At 58.5% G+C, this 26,252-nt stretch carries 27 protein-coding genes; 18 read left to right on the forward strand and 9 right to left on the reverse strand.

Annotated features, from left to right (window positions below):
- Positions 1–141: 141 nt before the first annotated feature.
- Both GAO09_RS26865 and GAO09_RS26870 read left to right on the forward strand, forming a co-directional pair.
- Complete coding sequence (locus GAO09_RS26865) at positions 142–459, forward strand: hypothetical protein (RefSeq protein WP_153359628.1); 318 nt, start codon at positions 142–144, stop codon at positions 457–459.
- Between the two features lie 539 nt (positions 460–998).
- A complete protein-coding gene (locus GAO09_RS26870; RefSeq protein WP_003494703.1) occupies positions 999–1,214 on the forward strand; it encodes a cold-shock protein in 216 nt (71 codons plus the stop codon).
- Positions 1,215–1,372: 158 nt separating this feature from the next.
- Here GAO09_RS26870 and GAO09_RS26875 read toward each other — a convergent pair whose 3' ends face one another.
- Positions 1,373–2,020: an MBL fold metallo-hydrolase gene (locus tag GAO09_RS26875; protein ID WP_153359631.1), complete on the reverse strand. Its 648-nt coding sequence runs from the start codon at positions 2,018–2,020 to the stop codon at positions 1,373–1,375.
- Between the two features lie 74 nt (positions 2,021–2,094).
- Positions 2,095–2,298, reverse strand: a complete 204-nt coding sequence (locus tag GAO09_RS26880) for a hypothetical protein (protein ID WP_153359633.1) — start codon at positions 2,296–2,298, stop codon at positions 2,095–2,097.
- A gap of 299 nt (positions 2,299–2,597) precedes the next feature.
- Here GAO09_RS26880 and GAO09_RS26885 point away from each other — a divergent pair, with 299 nt between their 5' ends.
- From GAO09_RS26885 to GAO09_RS26900, 4 genes are all read left to right on the forward strand, one after another.
- The gene (locus GAO09_RS26885) at positions 2,598–3,056 is read left to right on the forward strand and encodes a MarR family winged helix-turn-helix transcriptional regulator (RefSeq protein WP_153360542.1); all 459 of its coding nucleotides are present in this window, start codon (positions 2,598–2,600) and stop codon (positions 3,054–3,056) included.
- Positions 3,057–3,062: 6 nt separating this feature from the next.
- Complete coding sequence (locus GAO09_RS26890; RefSeq protein ID WP_153359635.1) at positions 3,063–3,761, forward strand: response regulator; 699 nt, start codon at positions 3,063–3,065, stop codon at positions 3,759–3,761.
- 50 nt (positions 3,762–3,811) lie between these two features.
- The gene (locus GAO09_RS26895; RefSeq protein WP_153359637.1) at positions 3,812–5,194 is read left to right on the forward strand and encodes an ATP-binding protein; all 1,383 of its coding nucleotides are present in this window, start codon (positions 3,812–3,814) and stop codon (positions 5,192–5,194) included.
- Between the two features lie 101 nt (positions 5,195–5,295).
- A complete protein-coding gene (locus GAO09_RS26900; protein WP_153359639.1) occupies positions 5,296–5,745 on the forward strand; it encodes a MarR family winged helix-turn-helix transcriptional regulator in 450 nt (149 codons plus the stop codon).
- A 33-nt stretch (positions 5,746–5,778) separates the two neighbouring features.
- Here the strand turns inward: GAO09_RS26900 and GAO09_RS26905 are convergent, their stop codons facing one another.
- The 4 genes from GAO09_RS26905 to GAO09_RS26920 form a co-directional block, all read right to left on the reverse strand.
- Positions 5,779–6,120: a tRNA-binding protein gene (locus tag GAO09_RS26905; protein WP_153359642.1), complete on the reverse strand. Its 342-nt coding sequence runs from the start codon at positions 6,118–6,120 to the stop codon at positions 5,779–5,781.
- A complete protein-coding gene (proC, locus tag GAO09_RS26910; protein ID WP_153359644.1) occupies positions 6,117–6,938 on the reverse strand; it encodes a pyrroline-5-carboxylate reductase in 822 nt (273 codons plus the stop codon). The genes GAO09_RS26905 and proC overlap by 4 nt, the downstream gene beginning before the upstream one ends.
- The gene (locus GAO09_RS26915; protein WP_153359646.1) at positions 6,938–7,438 is read right to left on the reverse strand and encodes a type III secretion system chaperone family protein; all 501 of its coding nucleotides are present in this window, start codon (positions 7,436–7,438) and stop codon (positions 6,938–6,940) included. Before GAO09_RS26915 ends, proC begins: the two co-directional genes overlap by 1 nt.
- A 462-nt stretch (positions 7,439–7,900) precedes the next feature.
- Positions 7,901–8,158 (reverse strand): accessory factor UbiK family protein, encoded by a 258-nt coding sequence (locus tag GAO09_RS26920; protein ID WP_112734252.1) that lies wholly within the window; start codon positions 8,156–8,158, stop codon positions 7,901–7,903.
- Positions 8,159–8,426: 268 nt separating this feature from the next.
- On the opposite strand from GAO09_RS26920, the gene lgt reads away from it, so the two are divergent.
- The 6 genes from lgt (at position 8,427) to GAO09_RS26950 (ending at position 14,542) form a co-directional block, all read left to right on the forward strand.
- Positions 8,427–9,242, forward strand: a complete 816-nt coding sequence (lgt, locus tag GAO09_RS26925) for a prolipoprotein diacylglyceryl transferase (RefSeq protein WP_153360544.1) — start codon at positions 8,427–8,429, stop codon at positions 9,240–9,242.
- A 14-nt stretch (positions 9,243–9,256) separates the two neighbouring features.
- A complete protein-coding gene (locus tag GAO09_RS26930) occupies positions 9,257–10,360 on the forward strand; it encodes a class I SAM-dependent methyltransferase (protein WP_153359648.1) in 1,104 nt (367 codons plus the stop codon).
- 191 nt (positions 10,361–10,551) lie between these two features.
- Positions 10,552–11,349: a peptidoglycan editing factor PgeF gene (gene pgeF / locus GAO09_RS26935; RefSeq protein ID WP_153359650.1), complete on the forward strand. Its 798-nt coding sequence runs from the start codon at positions 10,552–10,554 to the stop codon at positions 11,347–11,349.
- 1 nt (position 11,350) lies between these two features.
- Entirely contained in the window at positions 11,351–12,517 is a 1,167-nt protein-coding gene (locus GAO09_RS26940; protein WP_153359652.1) for a M24 family metallopeptidase, read from the forward strand.
- Positions 12,518–12,613: 96 nt separating this feature from the next.
- Positions 12,614–13,459: a hypothetical protein gene (locus tag GAO09_RS26945; RefSeq protein ID WP_235938524.1), complete on the forward strand. Its 846-nt coding sequence runs from the start codon at positions 12,614–12,616 to the stop codon at positions 13,457–13,459.
- A 150-nt stretch (positions 13,460–13,609) separates the two neighbouring features.
- A complete protein-coding gene (locus GAO09_RS26950; protein WP_153359654.1) occupies positions 13,610–14,542 on the forward strand; it encodes a ribose-phosphate pyrophosphokinase in 933 nt (310 codons plus the stop codon).
- Positions 14,543–14,661: 119 nt separating this feature from the next.
- Here the strand turns inward: GAO09_RS26950 and GAO09_RS26955 are convergent, their stop codons facing one another.
- Both GAO09_RS26955 and GAO09_RS26960 read right to left on the reverse strand, forming a co-directional pair.
- Positions 14,662–16,116: a hypothetical protein gene (locus tag GAO09_RS26955; protein WP_153359656.1), complete on the reverse strand. Its 1,455-nt coding sequence runs from the start codon at positions 16,114–16,116 to the stop codon at positions 14,662–14,664.
- 110 nt (positions 16,117–16,226) lie between these two features.
- Positions 16,227–18,302: a putative bifunctional diguanylate cyclase/phosphodiesterase gene (locus GAO09_RS26960; protein ID WP_153359658.1), complete on the reverse strand. Its 2,076-nt coding sequence runs from the start codon at positions 18,300–18,302 to the stop codon at positions 16,227–16,229.
- Between the two features lie 317 nt (positions 18,303–18,619).
- On the opposite strand from GAO09_RS26960, the gene GAO09_RS26965 reads away from it, so the two are divergent.
- From GAO09_RS26965 to GAO09_RS26985, 5 genes are all read left to right on the forward strand, one after another.
- The gene (locus GAO09_RS26965; protein ID WP_153359660.1) at positions 18,620–19,231 is read left to right on the forward strand and encodes a 50S ribosomal protein L25/general stress protein Ctc; all 612 of its coding nucleotides are present in this window, start codon (positions 18,620–18,622) and stop codon (positions 19,229–19,231) included.
- 325 nt (positions 19,232–19,556) lie between these two features.
- The gene (locus GAO09_RS26970) at positions 19,557–21,932 is read left to right on the forward strand and encodes a putative bifunctional diguanylate cyclase/phosphodiesterase (protein ID WP_153360548.1); all 2,376 of its coding nucleotides are present in this window, start codon (positions 19,557–19,559) and stop codon (positions 21,930–21,932) included.
- Between the two features lie 37 nt (positions 21,933–21,969).
- Positions 21,970–22,695 carry a substrate-binding periplasmic protein gene (locus GAO09_RS26975; protein WP_153359662.1) on the forward strand — a complete coding sequence of 242 codons (726 nt, stop codon included), beginning with the start codon at positions 21,970–21,972 and terminating at the stop codon, positions 22,693–22,695.
- A gap of 95 nt (positions 22,696–22,790) precedes the next feature.
- On the forward strand, positions 22,791–23,528 hold the full coding sequence (gene pth, locus GAO09_RS26980) for an aminoacyl-tRNA hydrolase (protein WP_153359664.1): 738 nt from the start codon (positions 22,791–22,793) through the stop codon (positions 23,526–23,528).
- 93 nt (positions 23,529–23,621) lie between these two features.
- On the forward strand, positions 23,622–24,551 hold the full coding sequence (locus GAO09_RS26985; RefSeq protein WP_153359666.1) for an oxygenase MpaB family protein: 930 nt from the start codon (positions 23,622–23,624) through the stop codon (positions 24,549–24,551).
- Positions 24,552–24,558: 7 nt separating this feature from the next.
- On the opposite strand, the gene clpS is transcribed toward GAO09_RS26985, so the two are convergent.
- Positions 24,559–24,861, reverse strand: coding sequence for an ATP-dependent Clp protease adapter ClpS (gene clpS, locus GAO09_RS26990; protein ID WP_153359669.1), 303 nt, complete (start codon positions 24,859–24,861; stop codon positions 24,559–24,561).
- 274 nt (positions 24,862–25,135) lie between these two features.
- On the opposite strand from clpS, the gene ychF reads away from it, so the two are divergent.
- Entirely contained in the window at positions 25,136–26,239 is a 1,104-nt protein-coding gene (ychF, locus tag GAO09_RS26995) for a redox-regulated ATPase YchF (RefSeq protein WP_153359671.1), read from the forward strand.
- Positions 26,240–26,252 lie beyond the last annotated feature (13 nt).

The raw sequence follows: 26,252 nt of genomic DNA on the forward strand, positions 1-26,252 counted from the left end.
GCCGAAATGCCATTTACCGCCGCCTTGTTTTTGCCGCCTTAAAGCCGCGTCCAGTCGCAGGTCAGTCTTTATCGGGTCGCTTTCCGGGAAGATCGTTTCATCGTTCGCAACGCGGCGAACGAAGGCGAGAAAGACCACGTGATGGAAGACAATAAAGCCCCTGCCCCAAGCCGAACATTCCAAACCGTAGCCGAGAAAAGAAGCCTTATCTCGCTGAGCATCGTTACGCTCACTTACGGCATTGGCGCCTCGATCGTTATGTCGGGCTTGGCGCATGCTGACCCCATGATCTCAACCGCCAACACCTTATCGGAAGGAGGCGCCCTTCAGCATCTCGGCTTTGCCGACGAACGCGTGTTGTTCGCATTGCTGACATTTGGATTTTCGCTTCTGGCAGCGGGCGTCTGGCACCGAAGCTTCCGGGCAGTAATAAAATCCAAAAACCCCTCCCGCCATTAAGTCAAGTGCGGCTGACGGAAGCCCCAATTCCCTGCTCGTAAAAATTGCACAAAGACACCGCGAACAAACAACGACCAAAAACGTTTTGAACTCAAAAAAGCGCTGGTTTTACGGCAATCTGTGCCAAAATCGGGCGGGATTTTAGATAATCTTATCGCTGGTGCCGAAAAATCGGGACCAAGTTGCCGATTCCTTCCGCAAAGCCTTGCCACCAAAGGGTTTTGCTGCCTCGCGCCCTCGCGGAATTTCAACGACTGTTAGAAAACTTTTTCTTGCCAATTTACGATAAACACAGCAATCTGTGTTTGTTCGGGCAATTTGCGAGCATGGGAAGACCTAATAATCAATGCGATCCGGGGGCGCAAACAACCCCGGGCGGACGACTGGGGGACTGATTTTTGGTGATCTTTCTGCCGGCCTGCCGCGGTAATACCGGGCCCCTTTCCTCAATTTTCGAACTGCCTGCCGCTGCCCTTCGGGGTAAACATCGTAATGCTGTCCGCCCGCTGAACACGGACAGAGGAAAAAGGACCTGATGCATGGCCGAAACTGGCACTGTAAAATTTTTTAATACCGACAAGGGCTTCGGCTTCATCAAGCCAGACAATGGCGGCGCCGATATCTTTGTACACATCTCTGCCGTACAGGCTTCCGGCCTGTCCGGTCTTTCTGAAAACCAGAAAGTAAGCTTCGACACGGAACCGGATCGTCGCGGCAAGGGCCCGAAGGCCGTCAATCTGCAGATTGCAGGCTGAGCCCAATCGCCTTTCTATTCGAGTTGAAGCCCGGCAGCGATGCCGGGTTTTTTTATGCCAATTTCATCTGTGCCGACACGGCACAGACATAAGCCCTTTGTTTTGCGAGCGTCTTGGTTCCGAGAGCTCTGCCTACTTTTCGGGAAACATGCTGTTGGTCACAGACCTTCCAGATATGGGTTAGAACGACGTTCCTCGCCAATCCGGCCGCCCGGACCATGCCCGCACAAAAATCCTACCTCATCTCCCAATGGCAAAACCTTGTCGCGGATCGACGCCAGCAATTGCTCGTGGTTTCCGCCAGGCAAATCGGTGCGGCCAACCGAACCGTTGAACAGCACATCGCCCAGGTGAGCAAAGCTCTCGTTGCGATTGAAGAAAATAACGTGACCCGGGGCGTGGCCAGGGCAGTGAAATATTTCGAACTCGTGTTCGCCGAACGACACCTTGTCGCCCTCAGCCAGATAGCGATCCGGCACGAGATTGCGCAGCGGCATCGCGACACCGAATTTCTGCCCCTGCATTTCAAGGTTTTCAAGAAGCGGCTTGTCATCGATATGCGGTCCGACCACCGGCGCGCCAAGCCTCTCGCGCAATTCATCTGCACCTCCGGCATGATCGAGATGACCGTGGGTGATCCAGATTTCCTTCACGGTGATACCGTTCTGGTTGATGGCCTCGACGATCATATCAACGTCACCACCCGGATCGACCACCACGCCTTCCTTGCTGTCGGCGTCGAAAAATATGGTGCAGTTCTGCTGGAACGGTGTCACCGGAACAATGCCGGCCTGAAGTTTTCCCATGATCTCAGCCACCTCATGTCAAATCATATGAGGTGGGTATAACTGTTAAGGCGGACATCGGTCAGCCCCAAAAATCAGTTTGCCGCTACCATTGGCTGCTCTCCGGCAAGGTACCGGCTTTCGGCGGAAAGCGGTGGCGAAAGGGATACGGAAAGCAGTAGAAATGCCGCCACCGCCAGCTTCAGTGACAATACGGTCAATAGAACCGGACGCAGGGAATTGACCGGAACTTCGGCCATAGGGGTGGACACGATCTGGGCGGGCACGGCGGTGGACATCGAGAACTCCTATCGTCTGGCTCAGGCAACGGACGGCCATTCGATAAGTTCCGGAACGAAGTGTTGCGCCGTGTAACATTCGCGATCTGGCTCACGAATTGACAATGCGCGATCAACAAGAGTGACGGGACTTGCCTGCCATGCAAGCAAGCAATTGACCTAAAGCCTTGACAGAACAACCACGGGCGATATCCAGAAACCAAAGGCCAAGGCAGTCATGCCAATCGATAGGCCCGACCAATGGAGGCCGCGTGATACGCGCAACGACGGGGAAAGCGGCGACGAAAGTGCGCCCGCAGATGCCGGTTGTCGATGAAGCAGACATCGACTTCGAATGCATCGAATTGTTCTTTTTCGCCTATCGCGATTTCATTTCCGACCCTGATGCCATCCTCGACACTCTGGGGATGGGTCGCGCCCATCATCGCGTGGTCTATTTCGTTTGCCGCCAACCGGGCATGATGGTCGGAGATCTTCTCGATATTCTCAAGATTACCAAACAATCGCTGGCGCGTGTTCTCAAGCAATTGATCGACGAGGGCTATATCCGCCAGATGGCTGGCGCCAAGGATCGTCGCGAGCGCCGGCTCTATCCGACCCTGGCCGGACGCGAACTGGCACTTGCCCTTTCGCAGCCGCAATCGCAACGTATCGCCCGCGCCATGGAACCGCTGTCGAAGCAAGCGCGAGCGGACGTCCTGCAGTTTTTGCAGCGCATGCGTCAGCCTGAAAGTGGCCGGCAGGAAAAAGGCGAGTAAAACGATATGAGCAAGGTTCTTCTTTCGGATGATGCCGCCCACCTTCTGGTCGTCGATGACGACACGCGTATCCGCGATCTTCTCAGCCGATACCTGACAGATCAGGGCTTTCGCGTAACGGTCGCGGCAGACGCTGCCGAAGCGCGCCGCAAGCTCGAAGGGCTGAATTTCGACCTCATCATTCTCGATGTGATGATGCCGGGTGAAAGTGGCTTGTCCCTGACCGAGGCAATGCGCGAAAAACGCGCCATCCCGATCATTCTCCTCACCGCTCGCGCGGAAGCGGAATCGCGCATCGCGGGCCTCGAAGCAGGTGCGGACGATTATCTGCCAAAGCCCTTCGATCCGCGTGAACTGGTGCTGCGCGTCAACAACATCCTGCGTCGCAACACTTCGCCGGATACACCGAAGATCGACCAGATCATGTTCGGCCCGTTCACCTTTTCCATCGCTCGCCGGGAATTGCGCCGTGCCGCCGAGACCATTCGCCTGACGGACCGCGAGCAGGAAATCATGCTGCTGTTTGCCCTTCGCGCCGGCGACACCATTCCGCGCCATGAACTGATTGGTGACGACGCCGATGTCGGCGAGCGTACGATCGACGTTCAAATCAACCGCCTGCGCCGCAAGATCGAGGACGATCCGGCAAACCCGATCTACCTTCAAACGGTGCGCGGCATCGGCTACCGTCTGAGCATAGACTGACATCTGCAAGCCTGCCGAGATCGGCTGAGCGTGCCAACTGGAAGGCCAGCATGGCGATATTCAAGACCTTCAGGCGCACGACCGGCCGGTTCCAGCTCCCCGGTTGGCGCCTGTTCGGCCGCTGGTTGAAGCGGCGTATGCCGACAGGCCTCTACACACGCACCATGCTGATCGTCATTATCCCGATGCTGCTTTTGCAGACGGTGGTCGCGGCCGTTTTCATGGAGCGCCACTGGCGTATGGTGACGGACCGCCTGTCGCAGGCCGTCAGTCGCGACATCGCCGCCATCATAGACATCATTCGCACCTATCCGCAGGATGGAAATTACAGCGAGATCACCCGCATCGCTGACCAGCAGCTCGATCTCAACATCCTGATCGAACCGAACGCTCAGCTGCCACCGCCGCGGCCAAAACCTTTCTTTTCCCTGCTCGACGACGTGCTGGCCAGCCAGATCAACACCAATGTCGGCCTGCCGTTCTGGATCGATACGGTCGGGGATAGTGGATTGGTGGAAATTCGCATCAAGATCGATGACCGCGTGTTGCGCGTTTTTGCCCGCCGCAATTCCACCTATGCGTCGAACACCCATATCTTCCTCGTCTGGATGTTCGGTACCTCGCTCGTTCTTCTCGGAATCTCCGTGCTGTTCCTGCGCGGTCAGATCCGCCCTATCCTGGCACTCGCCGACGCTGCGGAGAATTTTGGCAAGGGCAAGCGCAGCGACGAGCCGTTCCAGCCACGCGGTGCCGACGAAATCCGCCGGGCCGGCCTCGCCTTCGTTCTGATGCGTGAACGCATCGAGCGGCAGATGGACCAGCGCACCACCATGCTGAGCGGCATCAGCCACGACCTGCGCACGATCCTCACCCGCTTCAAGCTGCAACTGGCGCTGGCGGGCGACATTCCGGAACTGCAGGGCATGAGCGCCGATGCCGACGACATGCAGACAATGCTGGAAGGTTACCTCGCCTTTGCACGCAACGAGGCAGAAGAGGATATCGGCGTCCTCAAGCTGAGCGACCTGATGGAAAAGATCCGCGCCGACTTTGCCCTGCATGGCAAGACGATGACCTATTCGATCGATGGCGAAGACGAATTGTCGGTCCGGCCGAACGCATTTCTGCGGCTTGTCGACAATCTGGCATCCAACGCCCAGCGCTACGCCAATTCATTGCATGTCGAAGCCCGTCATAGTGCCAAATGGCTGATGCTGGTGTTTGACGACGATGGCCCCGGCATTCCGGAAAACGCACGGGAAGAGGTATTCAAGCCCTTTTACCGGCTCGATGAAGCCCGCAATCTCAATGCTTCCGGCACCGGTCTGGGCCTTGCCATCGCACGCGACGTGGCCCGCGCTCATGGTGGAAATGTGACGCTCGGAGAAAGCCCGAAAGCAGGCCTGCGTGCTATTGTCAGGGTGCCGGCCTGATCGGTCAATTTCCACTGACAAATAGTTCAGGCGAGACAAGATGACAGTTCGTCGATTATGTGCAATAGCAACAGTTGATAGAGAAACGAGATAAGGCCCGCATGTCTTCAAACGTACGCGACAATTTCGGTAATGTTCTCGGTCAGGCAAGCCGCCAGTGGCGTCGCGCGCTTGACCTTCGCCTGCGCCCGTTCGGCCTGACCGACGCAACATGGCTCCCGCTGCTGCAATTGTCGCGCGCCGGCGTCCCCATGCGCCAGAAGGACCTGGCGGAGGCACTTTTCCTGGACAGCTCCTCCGTGGTGCGGCTTCTCGATGCCCTTCAGGCCAGTGGCTTCATCGAACGTCGAGAACATCCCGAGGATCGCCGCGTCAAGACGATTATACTGACCGACGCCGCACAGGAGGTGCTCGCAAATGTCGAGCAGGTGACACGCGAAGTCCGCCACCATGTGCTCTCCGGTCTGACCGATGAGGAGCTCGAGGTCGCTTCCCGCGTCATGCGCAATATAAGCGCGGCGCTCGACCAGCCCGAGCCGGAAGACGCCTGACAATCAGGCATTAAAAACGTTCGAAGCCGCAGGTCACATGATCCTGCGGCCATTCGGCACGCTGCGCTCCGGCGCACCAAGCACGATGGCGCCGGTCTCATCCTCAAAACCGAGGGTCAGGACTTCCGAACGCACGGGACCGATCTGGCGCGGCGGAAAATTGACCACAGCCATCACCTGACGGCCGACCAGCGTTTCCGGCGTATAGTGTACGGTGATTTGCGCCGATGAGCGCTTGATGCCGATCTCAGGGCCGAAATCGATGCGCAGTTTGTAAGCGGGCTTGCGCGCTTCCGGAAACTCTTCCGCTTCGATGATCGTGCCGATGCGGATATCGACCTTTTCGAAGTCGGCATAGGAGATTTCGTCGCTCATGCCTTGCCCAATTCTTCCGCGCGGTTGCGGGCCGCAGCCAATGCGGTATCGAACAGCGGCTGCATGCCTTCCTGCGCCATCAGCACGGAAAGTGCGGCAGCCGTCGTGCCGCCGGGCGACGTGACATTCTTGCGCAATTGCGCCGCGTCATCGGGAGACCGGCGCATCAGCTCACCAGCCCCCGACACGGTTTCCCGCGCAAGCCGCATAGCGAGGTCCGCCGGAAGACCGAGTTTGCGACCCGCCTCCGCCATACACTCCACGAGATAGAAAACATAAGCCGGGCCGCTTCCGGACACAGCGGTGACGGCGTCTATATCGGCTTCGCTCGAAACCCACTCGACAGGACCGCTGACGGCCAGAAGCTCGCTTACCTGCTGGCGCTGTATATCCGTTACACCTGCATTGCCGTAAGCGCCGGTAATGCCCCGGCCGATCATGGCCGGTGTGTTAGGCATGGCGCGCACCATGGCGGCATCGCCGAAATGTTTGGAAAGCGACGAGAGCGTCGTACCCGCGGCAACCGAAACGACCACCGTGTTCGGCCCGACAAGCCGTGCGACCGACGGCAAAACCGTCTCCATCATCTGCGGTTTTACGGCAAGAAACAGGATACCGGCAATCATGCCTTCCGGCGCTGAAGGATAAGAGGATGCCCCCTTCTCAGCCAGCTTGGCCTTGATCGTGTCCGAAGGTGACGGGTCGAGCACAACGATGGAAGAACCGTCCCTGCCGCTATCGAGCCAGCCGGAAAGCATCGCGCCCCCCATATTGCCGGCTCCCACAAGAACAATTGGGCCCGCCACCGCTGCGGTCATCAAGCTTCTCCGACGGTTTCGAACAGCACGCATTCCATGGCGGACTTGGCATCCATGCCCGACCACACGACGAACTGGAAGGCCTGATAATAGTTCTCACAGGCCTCAAGCGCGCTCGACAGGAGAACTTCGACCTGCTGGTTCGTCGGCTCGGCGCCCCCCGCCAGAAGCAGGGACTGGCGGAAGATCACCACATCTTCCTGACGCCACAGATCGAAGTGACCCATCAGCGTCTGGCCATTTACATTCGACAGAAGACGCAGAATTTCGTTGACCCGCTGTTCGGGGACCTTGAGGTCGAAGGCGCAAGCCAGATGCAGCGCCTCGAAATCCTCCATCCAGGAAAAGGAGACGTGGTAATCCGTCCAGTGGCCGGCGACCGTCATGGCGATCTCGTCCTCGCCGGAACGTTCGAAAGTCCAGTCATTGGAGGCAGCGACGAACTCGATCATATCGACCGGGTTCGACTGTCGTTCAATTTCCATTTCCATCACGTTCATGCGGCACCTTTTAAACCGGAGTTGAACCTTGCGGAATTCACGTGCGAACACACCCAAAACGCAAAACAACGAACCGGAGACATAATCTGGAATGATCGCCGACTAACTTAAGCTAGACCCTGCAACATGTGCGGAGCTTGCCGGTGTTCATCTCGAATCATCTTGTAAAATCAGTGTATAGGCACAGAGTCCCAACTCCAGCCCCCGGCTTTCGATTTTGCGGGGACGACTCACAAACGGCGCTCGGATTTGGATTGAGCGGGAGCGATAACTGACTCAGGCAATTGGCTTTTTCGGCAGTGTCCACAGGGTGCGGATTTTTTAACTTACCGTTTACCAAGAGGCGGGCGATGCATAACAAAACGGGGCTGCCAAGCCCCTGATTGCTAACGGAATGTCCGTCAGTGGCATTATCAAGAGAAAATTGTGGCTGGAACAAGACCAGCCACAAAGGCTTGCAAATCAGGCCTTGTCGGCGAGCTTGGCTTCAAGAGCGTCGATGCGTGCCTTCAAAGCGTCATTTTCATCACGCGCCTTGATGGCCATTTCGCGCACGACTTCGAACTCTTCGCGCTTGACCACTTCCATGCTGTTGAGAAAACGTTCGGCCTGGGCCTGGAACGCGGTTTCCACTTCCTTGCGCAGCCCCTGCGCGGTGCCGGCGGCATCCGTCATCAGCCGTGCGAATTCGTCGAAGATGCGGTTCGTTCCGGTTGACATTGTGGTCTCCGTATAATGGGGCCGCGAACGGCCATTGATCTGTGGAAATCAGGTAGGGTCTGACGTCGCCGCTTGCAAGAAGATTTGCCGTCACAGCGCGTGATTCCGAAGATCCTTGAGGATGACGGTGGCCGACACGGAGATTCGTCTTGACCGCGTTTTTCCCACGCGCCATGGTCCGCAAACGCCTGTTTTAGGTCTCTTTTAAGTATCTATCCCGCCGGGAGAGCATAGAATTTTGGTATCAGCGTCCAGTCTCCTTGCCATAATGCCGTTTCCGAACATCGATCCGGTCATCTTCTCCATCGGGCCGCTGTCGGTGCACTGGTATGGACTGGCCTATGTTGCCGGTATCCTTCTCGGCTGGCTTTATGCCCGCAGGCTGATCGCCTCCCCCGCACTGTGGCGCAACGATACGCCACCAATGACGAAACAGCAGCTCGATGATTTCCTGCTCTGGGCCGCAGCAGGTGTCGTGCTGGGTGGACGCCTCGGATATGTGCTGTTTTACGATTTCGCAGCCGTATCCGTTGATCCGCTGCGCATCTTTGCCATTACCAAGGGCGGCATGTCGTTCCATGGTGGCCTGACCGGCACCACGATCGCTATGATCCTGTTTGCACGTCGCCACTCCCTGCCGGTCTGGAGCGTGTTCGATACGATCGCCACCGTCGTTCCGATCGGTCTTTTCTTCGGCCGTATCGCCAACTTCATCAATGGTGAACTCTGGGGCCGATTGAGCGACGCGCCATGGGCTGTCGTCTTCCCGACCGGCGGTCCTTTTGCCCGTCACCCGAGCCAGCTTTATGAAGCGGGACTTGAAGGCATCGTGCTATTGATCGTCGCCGCCATCGCGGTTTATGCCTTCAAGGCACTGAAGGCACCGGGAACCGTCACGGGCATCTTTGTCATCGGTTACGCACTCTCGCGCATTTTCGTGGAATTTTTCCGTGAACCGGATGCACAACTCGGCTACCTCGCCTTTGGTTGGCTGACCATGGGCATGTTGCTCTCTCTGCCGATGGTGGCACTCGGCATCTGGGCCGTCGTTCGCGCCCGGCTTGCCGCCGGCAAGGCAGGCTGAGGACGAGGCAGCCCATGACCACGCCACTCGCCGACAAGATCAAGACCATTATCCGCCACAGCGGCCCGCTCAGCGTGACGGATTATTTCGCCATCTGCCTCGCCGATCCGCAGCATGGGTATTACATGACGCGCGAGCCGTTCGGCCGCACGGGCGATTTCATCACTGCGCCGGAAATCAGCCAGTTGTTCGGTGAAATGCTCGGCATCTTCATGGTGCATGCCTGGCAGCAACACGGCAGCCCGACAGAGAACGTCCGCCTCGTCGAGATCGGGCCCGGCCGCGGCACACTGATGCTCGACATGCTGCGCGTTATTTCGAAGCTTGCACCGCAGCTTTTCGAGGCGGCGAATGTGCATCTCGTGGAGACCAGCGAACGCCTGCGTGGCGTGCAGCGCATCACGCTCGAATCCTATTCGGCCAAGGTCAGCTGGTTCGGCGATTTCGAGGAAGTGCCGGAAGGCTTCACGCTTCTGGTTGCCAACGAGCTGTTCGACGCCATTCCGATCCGCCAGTTCATAAAGACCCCGACGGGTTTTCGCGAACGTCTCGTCACACTGGATGCCAATGACGAACTCGCCTTCGGCGTCGGCGTCGCCACGATCGATCCGCAGCTTTTGCCCAACCCGCACGGCCATGAGCCGGACGGCACCGTCTTCGAGCTTGCCCCTGCCCGACAGGCGGTGATGCAAACGCTGTCAGAACGGCTGCGCCATCACGGCGGCACGGCAGCGATCGTCGATTACGGCACGATGTCCACCAGCTATGGCGACACGCTGCAGGCGGTACTGCGTCATCAGTATGACGATCCACTGGCGCATCCGGGCGAGGCAGATCTCACCAGCCATGTCGATTTCGAAGATCTGGCCAAGGTAGCGCGCGCTGCCGGCGTGCAGATCAATGGTTGCCTGCGACAGGGCGATTTTCTCTATGGTCTCGGCATTGCCGAACGGGCTTCCAAGCTGGCCAAAGACAAGCCTTTCGAGCAACAGAAGCTGATTGCCGCGGCCGTCGACCGGCTTGCCGGAGAAGGTGCGGGCAAGATGGGCGAGCTGTTCAAGGTTCTCGCCATCTCCAGCCCGGATCTACGTCTCGCGCCATTCCGCAAGATCGACTGAACCGGCAATCCGGCCACGGCAAACCGGCTCGTGATCTCCGGCACGATTGACAGAGGACGTTCGGCTGGGCCAACATCCGCCCCAACGAAGCAGCGAACCGGGAAACATCGCACCCTCCGCCTGCGCCGAAAATCCGGCGCAGAGACCTTCATCCACCCATTCCCCATCACAGAACGAGAACAGTCCAGCCGATGCAGGAAAACTTGCCGACGCCGATTGAAAGCCCCCTGCTCGCGCAAAATGCCGGCAGCCGCATTCGTCACGGTTTTTTCACCCGCCAGGGCGGCGTGTCTGAAGGCATATATGCGGGCCTCAATGTCGGCCTCGGTTCGGATGATGTGCGCGACAAAGTCGTCGAGAATCGCCGTCGTGTTGCCGCGTGGTTCGGTGCGAAACCGCAAAACCTCGCCACCGTGCATCAGGTTCATTCACCGGATGTCGTGGTCGTCAGCGCAGACAATGCGGCGGAACGTCCGCAGGCCGACGCTATGGTTACACGCGTGCCCGGCCTTGTGCTCGGCGTTCTGGCTGCCGACTGCGGTCCGATCCTTTTTGCCGATGCGGATGCGGGCGTCATTGGTGCCGCTCATGCCGGCTGGAAGGGCGCGCTTGGCGGCGTTGCCGAAAACACCATCGCCGCCATGATCGCCCTCGGCGCCACACGCGAAAACATCACTGCCTGCCTTGGCCCATCGATATCAGGTGCGAGCTATGAGGTCGGCCCGGAATTCATCGAACGTTTTTTAGGCTTCGATCCGGCCTATGAAGAATTCTTCACGCCATCAGGCAAACCCGGCCACGCGCTGTTCGACCTGCCGTCCCTGACCCTGAAGCGACTGAAGGCAGCAGGCGTGCGGGCAGAAAAACTCGATATAGATACCTATCCCGATCCGGAGCGGTTCTATTCCTATCGCCGCACCACGCATGCCAAGGAACCCGATTATGGCCGCCAGATTTCGGCCATCAGCATTTTGAGAAGGGAAGACTGACATGGCCCTGCATTTCGAAAGACCGGAATATGACGCCCGCCTCGCCCGCCTGACGGAGCGCATGAAGGCAGACAAGCTGGATGCCATGCTGCTGTTCGCTCAGGAAAGCATGTACTGGCTGACCGGCTACGACACCTTTGGTTACTGTTTTTTCCAGTGCCTGGTGGTGAAAGCCGATGGCACGATGTCGCTGATCACCCGCTCGGCCGACCTGCGTCAGGCTCGCCAGACGTCGATCATCGAAAACATTGTCGTCTGGGTCGACCGCGCCAATGCCGACCCGACCATAGACCTGAAGAATATGCTGAGCGAGTTCGACCTGCTCGGCACCCGCATCGGCGTCGAATACGACACTCACGGCATGACCGGCCGCGTCGCAAAACTGCTCGACAATCAGTTGAACTCTTTCGCGCAACTGGTTGACAGCTCGACATTGGTCGGCGAACTGCGCCTGATCAAGAGCCCGGCCGAAATCGCCTATGTAGAAAACGCGGCAGCGCTTGCCGACGACGCGCTCGACGCCGCCCTTCCCCTGATCAAGGCAAGCGGCAGCGAGGCCGATATCCTTGCCGCCATGCAGGGTGCGATCTTTGCCGGCGGCGGCGATTATCCCGCCAACGAATTCATCATCGGCTCCGGGGACGATGCGCTTTTGTGCCGTTACAAGGCCGGTCGCCGCACGCTTTCTGCTTCCGACCAGTTGACGCTGGAATGGGCTGGTGTGAGCGCCCATTATCACGCCGCCATGATGCGCACCGTGCTGATCGGCGAACCGAGTGCACGCCACCGCGAGCTATACACCGCATGTCACGAAACCATTCTCGCCATTGAAGAGGTGCTACGTCCCGGCCATACCTTTGGCGATGTCTTCGATACCCATGCCCGCATTATGGATGAGCGCGGCCTCACCCGTCATCGCCTCAATGCCTGCGGTTATTCGCTTGGCGCCCGTTTTTCGCCGTCATGGATGGAACAGCAGATGTTCTATCAGGGAAACCCACAGGAAATTTTGCCCGGCATGACGCTGTTCGTGCACATGATCATCATGGATTCCGACAGCGGCGCGGCGATGTCACTCGGCCATACCTATCTGACGACCGAAGAGGCGCCTCGCGCCCTATCACGCCATCCGCTCGATCTGATCGCCCTGCCCGCTTTCCCGGTGTAAAAAAGACAACCCGGCACAGGTGATACCGCGCCATTGACAGGCCCGGAACGACACACGTAAATTTACCGCCGGGACTGGCGGTAAAGGAGACGGGACATGCGGCAAGGCAGAACGATGCCCGGATTTGCCCGCGACGCGACGTTTCGCGTGACAATCCATACCCTTGCTCTCGCCTCCATCATTGCCCTTTCCGCCTGCAATACAACCGATGCGCTGACGCCGCAGGTCGATGTCGGCGGCGGCATGCGGCCATCGAGCCCGGTGACGCAGGCAGATACGGAACGCATGGCTTCCAGCCAGCCGACCTATGGCAGGCCGAGTGCCTATGCCGGCGGCAGAAATTACGATCAGTTTCCGGAACCGCCATCGGCAAACCGTCGCGGACCGCAGAATTCGCTGGAAGCGCAGGCACGCGCCATCGATGCCGGAAGCAATTCGCCGATCGCCTCCGCCCCGCTCGATCCGCTGCCCGGCGCCGCCAGCGCCGCGCAAAATGCGCCGGATAACACACTTCCGCAGCATCAGGCCGCTCCCATGCAGGCCAGTCTCCCGCCGACACAACAGAATACGGAGGCATCCGAAACTATTCGCTTCCTGCCGATCATCGGCGCCCCTGTACAGGCTGTCACACCGCTATCCCGTCAACTCGGTATGCGCGCGCGTGCCGCTGGCCTCACCATCAAGCCATCCGGCGACGCGTCGTCCGAACATATTTTAAAGGGTTACCTCTCCGCCTTTCCAGATGGCGGCAGCATCACCGTGGTTTATGTCTGGGATGTTCTCGACAGCGCCGGAAACCGCCTCAACCGCATCCAGGGCCAGCAAAAAGTCCCCGGTGGCGGCAATGATCCCTGGGCATCCGTGCCCGCAGCGACGATGGAGACGATCGCCGGCGAGACGATTGATGCGTATATGGAATGGCGACATGCGCAGCCGGGCTGAAAAGCGTCGCCACGCCACATTGACTGATGCAAAAACAGCGCCCGCGTCATGGAGTCTTCATAAAAAAGTAGGGGCATCGTCCAATCGGACTTGCATTCACATACGGCAGCGGTAAAAGGCCCCCATCCAGCACACAATAGGCGGACCGAAATGAAGGTTTTCGCAGGAAATTCGAACCGGCACCTAGCCGATGCGATCTGCAACTATCTCAATGTTCCCGTAGGGAAAGCCAGCGTCCGGCGGTTCGCCGACCAGGAAATCTTCGTAGAGATCCAGGAAAACGTTCGCGGCGAAGACGTGTTCGTCATTCAATCGACGTCCTTTCCGACAAACGATCATCTCATGGAACTGCTGATCATGATCGACGCGTTCAGGCGGTCCTCCGCCAAGCGCATCACTGCAGTCATTCCCTATTTCGGCTACGCGCGCCAAGACCGCAAGGCCGGGCCGCGCACACCGATCTCGGCAAAGCTCGTCGCCAACCTCATCACCGAGGCCGGCGCGGACCGCGTCCTGACACTCGACCTGCATGCGGGCCAGATCCAGGGTTTCTTCGATATCCCGACCGACAACCTCTACGCCGTGCCGATCCTGGCCCGCGACGTCAAGGAACACTATGACCTGAAGAACGTCATGGTCGTTTCCCCTGATGTTGGCGGCGTGGTGCGTGCCCGTTCGCTCGCCAAGCGCCTCGATTGCCAGCTGGCGATCGTCGACAAGCGCCGCGAACGCGCCGGTGAATCGGAGGTCATGAACGTCATCGGTGATGTGACCGGCAAGGACTGTCTGCTGATCGACGATATCGTCGACTCGGGCGGCACACTCTGCAACGCTGCCGAAGCACTTCTGAAAAACGGTGCGACCAGCGTGACGGCCTATATCACCCACGGCGTCCTTTCCGGCGGTGCCGTCACCCGTATTGCTTCGTCGATGCTCAAGGAACTGGTCATCACCGACTCGATCCAGCCGACGACCGCCGTGCAGTCCGCTCCGAACATCCGCGTGGTCTCCACCGCCAATCTTCTTGGCGAAGCGATCAACCGCACTGCGCTGGAAGAATCGGTTTCGAGCCTGTTCGACTGATCCACGCATCATCGCCCATCAAAAAAGCCGCCCTCGCCGGGCGGCTTTTTTGTTTGTCGGAAGATCGCTCCTGTGAGCGACAAGGCGGAGACGACGAGCGCCTCCGCCTTCGCAATGGATCAGAACGGCAGGAGATTACCGTTGATCGTTACCTTGCGGTTCTGGTCGACACTGACCTCCCAGCGCGAACGACCATCTGCATCTGTCTTGGCAAGGCCCTTGACCATGGTCATGCCGAGGAAGGCCTGCATGGCCTGTGGATCGGCCTTGCCGAGTTCCTGCACGGCATTCATCGTCTTGTCGAAGTCGCGGGCAAGAATGACCGCATCGACGGCCACACGATCCGGCGCCATCAACGAACCTGAGACCTTGCCGCTGATTTCCAGATCATAGGAAGGCGCAGTCACCACGGACTTGCCGATATTGACCGTGTAGGCACCACCAGGAAACACCGATAGGCCCATGGCAGCTGCTTCCGCGTCGCTGATCGGCTTTTCCTTGCTGTAATCCGCGTTCAGCATGACATCGATCGGCGCCTGCAGGTTCAGGTTCGGCGCGGACAGCTGAATATCGGTCACGGTCGGAACGAACGGCGCATACATCGGCGGCACGAGGCCGGGCGGCAGGGAAAGACCCGTCGCACCAAATCCGATGCCGAGTTCCGTTGCTTCCAGCGGACCGGAAATCTTCAGCATGTAGGTGCCGGCATCGGCCTCAACCGTCTCCTGACCATTATTGACCTTGAGCTTGCGAAGCTCGAACGTCTCGTCGATGCTCGTGAAGAAAGGCAGTGCGCCACGCACGTGACCTTTCATGGCCTCGATTTCCGCCGGGTCCAGCTTCTCCTTGGTAGCCTTTTCAGCGATGAACACATAGAGATCGCGCAGCTTCTGCGCATTGACGCCTGCGGCACCAACATCGGCAGTGACACTTTCCGCGACAATCTCGACCGGGGCCTGTGGCGTCTCCATGTTCTGCTTGTAGTCGCGGATCTCGGCCGTGGCGCGGAAGTCGACCGTGTTTGCGCCGGCACCGGCGACGGAAGACAGCGTGTAGTTCATGCCCGAAAAGCCGACATCCATCTTTTCCTCGCCGACGGTCATCGCCATCGTGCCAGCACCCGAGGTAAAGTCGCCGGAGCGGAAATAGCTGATCGCCGGATCAAAGAGGCCGTTATAGGCGATCTTGGCAATCGTATAGCTGAAACTGCTGTCCTTGCCCTCCAGATCCTTGCCTGTGCTGGACATCGCAAAATCGTTGGTCCCGTCCACCTTCCAGAGGCCACCATCCGCCGGGGCCGCAAACAGCGTCATCGGCGTGATCTGCTTCAGGGAAAACTGCGGCGTATCGTAGAGACCCATAAGCTTCGGCAGATCGAAAAGGATCTGGTACTTGTCGCTCTGCGAGGTGACAGCAACGACACCCTTCTCAACCGCCTTCTCGGGCAGCCACTTGGTCAGGCTGCCCTGGAGCTCCTTGGCTCCCTGTTCATTAACTTCTGCGGCCTGTACCGGCTGATGAAACATCGCGGCCGCGATGGCCACGGCGCTGGCCGTAGCGAGGTTGAGACGCATGGATCGACTCCTGTCGTTTTGAATTATTTGTGGCCAAATCTGCAAGCCGAGAGGCGAAAGTCAATGCGCGGCTTGCGAAGATAATGTCGTTGGATGAAAGCAACCGCAAATCAAGCTGCGGCGGCACTCTCCGCAACCGTAGAAATACCCTCTTCCGTTTCAGTCAGACCGTTGACGATCTCCTCGATACCGGCGCGCGGACCTGGTTTACCGAACAGATAACCCTGCACCTGCCGGCATCCTTCCTCGCGCAGGAAGGCGATATGCTCATCCGTTTCCACGCCCTCCGCCAAAACGGGAATGTTGAGGCTCGATGCAAGGATCAGCGTCGAACGAACGATGGCGGCGGATTGCGCGCTGGTTGGAACGCCATCGACAAAGGCCCGGTCAATCTTGATCTTGTCGAATGGAAAAGTCAGCAGCGTCGAAAGCGACGAATAACCAGTGCCATAATCATCCATGGCAATCTTCACGCCGATTTCCTTCAGCTGGCGGATGATGACGAGCGCGCGCTGTTGGTCGGCAACGATGCCGGTCTCGGTGATTTCCAGTTCCAGTCGCTCCGCCGGCAACCCGCTTGCACCTAGGATGTCGCGGACCTTTGCCGGGAAAGACATGTCCGCCAGTTGTGGTGCTGCGACGTTGACGGCGATGCGCAACGGATTTCTCCAGCTGGCCGCCTCCATGCAGGCTTGTCGCAGAACCCACTCACCGAGTTCATTGATAAAACCGTTGCGCTCGGCAATCGGGATGAATTCGACAGGAGACACCATGCCGCGCGTCTGATGGCGCCAGCGCAACAGCACCTCGAAAGCGATGACCTCGCCGGTCAACGTATCGTTCTGCTTCTGATAATAAAGCTCGAACTCACCGCGACGCAGCCCCGCCCGCATGTCCATGGCCAGAATGTTGCGCTCGCGCGCCATCTGATCCATCGACGGATCATAGAAGCAAACGGCATTCTCGCCGGATTGCTTGGCCCGGTACATTGCGACATCCGCTTGCGCGAGAAGATCGTCGATATCGGCAGCATCGTCCGGATGGATGGCAATGCCGACGCTGGAGCCAACGATGAACGTGTTGCCGTCCCATTCTATCGGCTTGGCAATTTCACTGATCAGACGGTTCGCCATCGCGCTGGCGTCTGTGCGAACATAATAATTGCGTGTGAGGGCGACAAATTCGTCGCCACCGACACGCGCCAGAAACTCGCCGTCACGCAATGACGCAGCAAGCCGTGCCGCAACTTCGCGCAACACTGCGTCGCCAGCCGCGTGACCATGCACGTCGTTGATTTCCTTGAAACGGTTCAGATCGAAGGAAAGCACTGCAATGCGGGCGGAAGTATCGTGATTGCGGCGCGGCAGGCTTTCGATTTCCTCGTTGAAGGCCGATCGGTTCGGCAGGCCCGTCAGTGCATCATGACGCGAAAGATGCCGGTACCGCTCCACGGCTGCCTCGGTCGTGCGCGCATCGAGGAGATAGGCGCAAGCCGCCAGCACCAGAAGCACCATCATGACGGAAAGAATGGTGAAGCCGAGCAGGACCGGCGAAATCGTTTCTGTGGCAGCCACCATCGTCGGGTCGATCGTCACCGACATTGCCCCCATGCCGGTAAAATGCGTGCTGGCGATCCCCAACACCATGGCCAGCGGCCCGCCATGCCGGCAGAAGCGACTAACCGGCCGCACCACGCGGTTCATCGCCAGCGCACCGAAAAAGGCTGCCAGAACCAGCGAAGCGGCAACGAAAGTTTGATCCCAGACGATGGCGCCCTGGATTTCATAGGCAGCCATGCCGGTATAATGCATCGCCGCAATGCCAAGACCGAGAACAGCTCCCCCTGCTTCCGCCAGCGCAGAACGGCCAGCATAGGCGGAGATGGCGATGCCGCACACGCTCGTGGCAACGGCAATGACGAGTGATAGCAGCGTCAATTCGCCTTCATAGGCAGCGGTGCCACCAGCATTATAGCCCAGCATAGCAAGGAAATGCGTCGTCCAGATCGAGGTGCCGCCAATGAAACCGGCCAGAAAGATCCAGATGGCTCGCTCAAGACCCGCGGCACGACGCGCACGCGAAAAAAGCCGGATAGTCAGGAAGGCGCCAACCACGCAGATCATCACGGCGGCAGCCACGTATCGCCAGTCATGATCGACGGCGATACAATTCAACATGTGCAGCATTTCATCTTCCGGCTTGGAGTGTCTCCGCCGTTTTAGAAACAAATGATAATCGAAGCGTTGGCGAGCACGGTTAAAGCTTTGGCAATATCAACAGGCCAAGGCCTTCATCTGGTTCAAAACGTTGTCCTGCTATAAACCGCAGGCTGCATCGGCTTTCCCTTGCCAATGGCCGGCCTTTGTATTATGGACCCCCTCGTCCGCGTAGACACCCTTGGAGGCAATGCGGATGGGAGAGTATCGCGAGATATCCTCCGGTTTGCCAAATACAGCATTTGTCGCTGCGGCAGACACTCCAAATAACCTCGAAAGGAAATGCCATGAGCCAGAACACTTACGAGCTCAAGGCCGAGGCGCGCGAACGGGTCGGTAAGGGGTCCTCCCGTGAACTTCGCCGCAATGGTCTCATTCCCGCTGTCATCTATGGTGACAAGCAGGCCCCGCTTTCTATCACGCTGTCGACCAACGAAGTCACCAAGCGTATCCACGCCGGCGGTTTCATGACCACGATCGCTACCATCGTTCTCGATGGCAAGAAGATCCAGGTTCTGCCGAAGGACTACCAGCTGGATCCGGTCCGCGACTTCACCATGCACGTCGACTTCCTGCGCGTTTCTGCAAAGACCGAAGTCAACGTTGAAGTACCGGTTCACTTCGAAAACGAAGACAAGTCGGCCATCAAGCAGGGCGGCGTTCTCAACATCGTTCGTCACACTGTCGAACTGCACTGCCCGGCTGACCAGATCCCGGAATTCCTGACGGTTGATCTGTCCGGCGCCAAGGTTGGCGACAGCCTGCACATCTCCGCCGTCAAGCTGCCGAAGGGCGTTCGTCCGGTCATCACCGACCGTGACTTCACCATCGCAACGATCGTTGCTCCGGCTGCCGGCGTCGAAGAAGAAGCTGCTGAAGAAACGCCTGCTTCGGAATAATACGGTTTCCACCGCACATTCCTTGAGGCCCGCCTTTTCGAAGGCGGGCCTTTTTGTTTTTAGAACTTGTTAATCATGCCGACATCGGCACCAATGCGGATGCTTGAAAAAAAGCAGCTATTCAGAAAGTGATAACAGATCGCATTATAGGTGGAATCCTGCGACGGATTGCGGCTTTCACCTTGGGATGATTGCGCCGCAAAACATCGAAAAGACCAACGGAAGGCTTTCAGCAAAGCTTAATCTGTCGGTGCCAACAATCTGACGCAAACAAGACGCGAAAAGCGCCATAAAAGAGAACGCTGCGACCCCGAAAGTACGAATGATGACTCATTCTGTAGAGAGCCGTTTTGTCGCCATCATATCCGGCGCCCTGCTTGCCGTTGTCGCACCGTTGTTTACGCTTTTTCTGGCGCTTTCTTCGCAACAGGCCGCTAAAAGCCTCAATGAACAGATTGAAATCCTTGTTTCGGCAAACGCTCAGGCACTCAGCAAGCCGCTTTGGGAACTCGATATAGAGAGCGTTCGCCGGATTTCCGGCACGCTGGTGGCGGAACGCGGTGTACGCGCGGTCAAGGTCACCGATACACTCGGCAAGCTCGATATCACCGACAGCAACCCGCAGATCGATGGAAATGATCTCGAGCAGATTTCCAGACAGATTTTCTTCCAGTCAGCCGACGGTCCACGCAATGTCGGCAGGTTGACGGTGCAATATGTCAGGATCGGATGGTTTGCCGCCCTCAATCAGATGGAGATGGCCTTTATCTCCATCTTCATCATCGCGATCCTTACCGTTTTCGGCGCGGCGATCGTCGGAAACCGCATCATGATCATCAAGCCGCTGATGCGGCTGACCGCCGCCATCGAAGCGACCCGCCGCCTCGGCTCCCGTCACCATGTCGACTGGCGCTCCGGTGACGAGATGGGCCGGCTCGCAAAAAGCTTCAATGAAATGCAGATCCAACTCGATCGCGAAGAGCGTGAACTGAAGCGCGCCCATCAGTTGATGAAGGAAACCTATAACCTGACACCGGCCATGCTGTTTTCGCTGGATGCCGACGACACGATCTCGGCAGTCAGCGATTACTGGCTGCTGGCAACCGGGCATCGTCGCGAGGACGTGCTGGGGCGCCCGTTCCGCACGCTTGTCGCACCCGCAGACCGTGACCGTTATACCCGGCGCAAAGGGGGCGGCATCGCGGCAGGAACAGCCAGCGATGTCACCATCGGCTTCGTCTGTGCGGATGGTCGCATCATGGATGCGCTGATCGCCGAAACGCAACTTGTATCCGCTGCGGTTGACCTGCCGGCTTCCCTGAGCGTCATGACCGATGTCACCGAACTGAAGCAGTCGGAATTGCGCAACCACCATCAGGCCATTTCCGATTATCTGACCGGCCTGCTCAATCGCCAGGGATTTGAAGCCGCACTCGATACCCGTATTGCCGAAGCCGATATCGCCGGCAGCGAAGTTGCCTGCCTGTTTATCGATCTCGATCGCTTCAAGGCCATCAACGACAATCTCGGGCACGCTGCAGGCGACTCTGTCCTCAGACAGTTCGTGCAGCGTCTGCGGCCACTGATCGGCGAAGGCGCTTCCGCTTCACGCCTCGGCGGCGATGAATTCGCCATCCTTGTAACCGGCAAGGCTGTCAAGGAACGCGCGGCTACCCTGTGTGACCAGGTGGTTGATCTTTTCGACCTGCCCTTCCAGGCAGAAGGACAGCATGTGCGCCTGAGCGCCAGCATGGGGCTTGCCTTTTATCCCCTTCACGCCGACAGCGCGGCCGAACTTCTCCAGAAGTCGGATATGGCGATGTATGAGCGCAAGCGCGAAGGTAAGAACGGCGCGCAGGTCTACGATCCCGCCATTCTCGATCGTACGCGCGAACGTGCCGAGATCGAAAGCGATATCGAGGCCGCCCTTGCCTCACATTGGTTCGAAGCGCATTTCCAGCAGATCGTCGAGATCGAGACTGGCCGGATCATCGGCTTCGAGGCATTGATGCGCATGCGCCACCCACGCAAAGGCCTGCTGCCACCCGCCGCAGTCATCGGCGTTGCTGAAGAAACGGGCTCGATCGGCCAAATCGGCGAACAGATTTTCGAAGACGCGATCGCCAACCTCGCGCGCGTCTCTCGTCTGCCGGGGCTCGGCGACACCTATGTCGCAGTGAATTTCTCCCCGCTGCAGTTCGATGGGCATCTGGCGACCTATCTCGCCGGTGTCTTGAACCGGTATGACATTCGCCCATCGCGACTGGTTGTCGAAATCACGGAAGCCGTGCTCATGCACGACAATCCCGAGATACGGCGCATTCTCGACTCGATCCACCAATTGGGATGCCGCATCGCAATCGACGATTTCGGCACTGGGTATTCCTCGCTCAGCTATATGAGTCGTTTCCCGGTCGACATCGTCAAGATCGACCAGTCCTTCATCCGTTCGCTCGACGGCAGCCGCAAGGAAGTGGCAGAAAAAAGTCGCATGCTGGTGGAAGGTATCAGCGCGATCTCCCACAAGATGAAATGTGCCGTCATCGCCGAAGGCGTGGAAACGGAGGATCAGCGTAACTTCCTCAGAGAAATTGGTGTAGACTGCGCGCAGGGCTACCTCTACGCTAAACCGCTCGGCATAGCGGACCTGATGACAACGCTCTCACGCAGCAATGACGAACCGAAATCGATGGCGGGTTGATGAAGACACTCCACAGTCTCACTGACAGGGAGAGGCGATGAAGGTTTCAGCGCTGACATTCGGCCTGATCTTCGCTGCCGGGCACGCTACGGCAGATGACACTCTGCTTTTCACGACAGAATCCTATCCGCCCTTCATTTTCCAGGACAATTCAGGCCCCTTGCGCGGCATTTCTGTCGATCAGGTCAAGGGCATCATGAACGGCAGCGACATCGGCTATCGCATAGAAGTCATGCCGTGGGCGCGAGCGATCGTGCTTGCGGAAACCCAGCCGGCGACATGCGTCTTTTCAGCGGCGCAGACTCCGGAACGTCAAGCACGTTTCAGATGGGTAATGCCGCTCGCCAAAAGCCAGAGCATTCTTGTCAAACGTCGGGGCTCCGCCGTTGGGGCAAGGACGCTGGACGAGACAAAGGCATTCACGGTCGGCACACATCGATCCGATTACACGGAAACACTGCTGCAGAAAATGAAATTCCCGAAGATCGATATCAGTTCGACATTTGACGTGACGCTGGCCAAACTGCTCAGCGATCGCATCGACCTCATGCCGATGTCACACGATGTCTATGAGCAATTGCAAAAGCGCAGCGTCGAGGTCGAAAAGGTAACGCAGTTGTCTGAGCAGCGCCTTGGCATAGCCTGCAACCGATCTGTCTCCTGGCAGATGATCAAGACGATGCAGACGAAGCTCAACCGCATGATCGCTGATGGCACCCAGGCCCGCATATACCGCTCCTACGGACTTGAGCCACCAAGATAGACCCGTGACAGGTGCCTGTATGGTGCAAGGCGGTTGACTTCTGCGCCATTTCGCGGTGGTGAAGGGCCAGACAGATCACCCAGAACGGTGCAGACATGCAGATTATCGCAGGCTTGGGAAATCCCGGGACGCAATATGCGGGCAACCGCCACAATATCGGCTTCATGGCGCTCGACGCCATCCAGCGCCTGCCAGGATTTGCGCCCTGGTCGAAAAAGTTCAAGGCGCTGATTTCCGAAGGCGAACTCGACGGCGAAAAAGTGCTGCTGGTAAAACCGCAAACCTACATGAACCTGTCGGGAGAATCGGTTGGCGAAGCCATGCGCTTCTATAAGACCGGCCCCGGCGACATCACCGCCATATATGACGAACTGGACCTTGCACCGGGTCGCGCCCGCATCAAGACCGGCGGCGGCCATGGTGGCCATAACGGCGTCAAATCGCTCGACGCTCATTGCGGCAAGGAATACCGCCGCCTTCGCCTCGGCATCGGCCATCCCGGTTCCAAGGAACAGGTGCACAATCATGTGCTCGGCGATTTCGCCAAGTCCGACAAGGTCTGGCTGGAGCCGCTTCTGGATACACTCGCCGACAATGCCGGAATGCTGGTGAAACGCGAGGATTCACAGCTGATGAACAAACTGGCGCTGGCCGTCGGCGCCAAGCCGGAAGTGGAGAAGGCCGAAAAGCCCAAGGTGGAAAAACCGGCCGCGCCAAAACCCGCCGGAAAATCGCATATTCATCAGGCACGCGGAGGCCCAAAACAGAATATTCCGACAACCGGGCCTATGGCCGAGATGTTGAAAAAGATGTTCGGCAACAAGGGCGACTGACAGCTCGATCCGCATCCGTTCAAAAACGACAAGCAGTCACAATAATGGAACAAACAGGCTGCGTCGCGACTTCTGGTCGCGAAGGAGTTTGTGATGTTCCGCCATTCCACCGCCCTGCCCCTGCCCGGTCTGCTGCATGACCGTCTGGATCGTGCTGCGACCGACCTTTTCGGCAACAGTGCCCTGCAAATCGATTTTTCACGGCCTGCAGGCGAGCCTGCTCTGGTTCCAGCCGCCTCGATCTCATGGATCGTCTTCAAGAACCAGGTCTCCATGTTCATCGGTGGCATCGCTGCCGTCCTGTTGGAATTTGCCGAACCGAAAGTAAGGGACGGCGTCTGGCAGCATAGCAGCTTCCGGCAGGACGCACTGACACGCCTGCAGCGCACCGGCCTCGCCGCCATGGTGACCGTCTACGGCGCTCGCAGCCAGGCAGAGGCGATGATCGCGGGCGTCGTACGTCGTCACGGCAAGGTCGAGGGACAGACCAGCGGCGGTGAGACCTATAAGGCCAATGATCAGGACCTGCTCGACTGGGTACAGGCTACGGCCGGTTTCGGCTTCATGGAAGCGTATCATCGCTTTGTCCGCGCCCTATCCCCGGAAGAGCGCGACGCGTTGTTTCGTGAGGCAGAACCCGCGGCAAAGCTCTATGGTGCGGTGGGTGCGCCGAGGTCGCAGCCTGAGCTGGATGCGCTGTTCGCCTCCAAGCGCGATCGGCTGGAACCCTCACCCATCGTTGAAGAATTTCTGTCGATCATGCGCGATCTGCCGGCTCTGCCTGGACCCGCCCGCCCCTTACAGGGATTGCTGATCAAGGCGGCGGTCGACATTCTGCCCCATTGGGTTCGCCATCGACTGGCGCTTGGACCGGAATGGTCTCTCAACCGATTGGAACGTGCCACCATCGTTCTTGCTGCCCGCAGCGCCGACCGCCTGCTGTTGCGCTCCTCGCCACCAGTTCAGGCCTGCCGCCGGCTGAACCTGCCGGACGACTACCTCTACCGCCCGATGAAGCGCTGATCCCGGCTCATTCTTCCGGCTCGGTAATGAACATCAGCGGAAAATCCGCCGCTTTGGCGAGATCAACCGCCTCCTGTGCCTTGGTCTCGGCGATATCTTTGGCGGCGACCATGACGACGCTCGTGCCCATCTTGTGTGCCGTCATCATCACCCGATACCCTGCCTCCTCGCTCATGCGGAAGACTGCCTTCAGCACCATGATGACGAACTCGCGGGGTGTATAATCGTCGTTGAGCAGCATCACCTTGTAGAGCTTGGGTCGCTCCAACTTCGGCTTGGTCGTCGGCTTAAGCGTCGTGTCATTGGCCATGAAAGCGTCATCCGCATTGCCCGGACATGATGTCCGCAATGGCTATCATCGTGTTTGAGTGTGTTCGCAAGCCGCACGCAAAATGGATGTGCGGCAAACCGTTCTTACGGTGTTAGGAATGCTTGATAACAATATCATGAAAATACGAAAAAGCGTCGGCCGCTGCAAGACCCGGCGGGGCCTGGATCAGCAAAATGGCCGTCGCTCTTGACCCTCACGGCGCTTTCCCCCATAGCCTGCCCTAAAGTTTATTCAAAGATACGGGTTCCCGACCATGGGCTTCAAATGCGGTATCGTGGGCCTGCCGAATGTCGGCAAGTCCACCCTCTTCAACGCACTCACCAAGACGGCAGCCGCACAGGCCGCCAACTATCCCTTCTGCACGATCGAGCCGAACACCGGCGAAGTCGCCGTGCCGGATGCACGCATGCAGAAGCTGGCGGCAATCGCCGGTTCCAAGGAAATCATCCCGACGCGCATCTCCTTCGTCGATATCGCCGGCCTCGTGCGCGGTGCCTCGAAGGGTGAAGGCCTCGGCAACAAGTTTCTCGCCAACATCCGCGAAGTCGATGCCGTCGTGCACGTGCTGCGCTGCTTCGAAGACGACGACATCACCCATGTCGAAGGCAAGATCAATCCGGTCGGCGATGCCGACACGATCGAGACCGAGCTGATGCTCGCCGACCTCGAAAGCATGGAGCGCCGCGTCGAGCAGACCCGCAAGCGCGCCAAGACCAACGACAAGGAATCGGTTGCCCAGCTTCCGGTCATGGAAGCGGTCATCGCGCTCCTGCAGGACGGCAAGCCCGCCCGCCTTCTTCTGAAGAAGCTTGCTGCGGATGAGATCGAGATCCTCAAGGGTCTCAACCTCCTGACCTCGCATCCGGTTCTTTACGTCTGCAACGTCGCCGAAGGCGATGCCGTCGACGGCAACGACCACACCAAGGCCGTCGCCGAAATGGCCAAGGAACAGGGTGCGGAATGCGTCATCATCTCGGCCGCAATCGAGTCGGAAGTCGCGCAGTTGCCGGATGAGGAAGCCAAGGAATTCCTCGGCGCTCTCGGCCTTGAGGAGGCAGGTCTCGACCGCCTGATCCGCGCCGGTTACAACCTGCTCGATCTCATTACCTATTTCACGGTTGGGCCAAAAGAATGCCGTGCCTGGACGATCGTCCGCGGCACCAAGGCACCGCAGGCTGCGGGCGTCATCCATACCGATTTCGAACGCGGCTTCATCCGCGCCTTCACAATCGGCTATGACGACTACATTGCCTACAAGGGCGAAGTCGGCGCCAAGGAAGCCGGCAAGGGCCGCGACGAAGGCAAGGAATATGTCGTCAACGACGGCGACGTGATCCACTTCCGCTTCAACACGTAAGATAGAAGCACCG

It is taken from the genome of Endobacterium cereale (assembly GCF_009617585.1).
Classification (GTDB): Bacteria; Pseudomonadota; Alphaproteobacteria; order Rhizobiales; family Rhizobiaceae; genus Neorhizobium; species Neorhizobium cereale.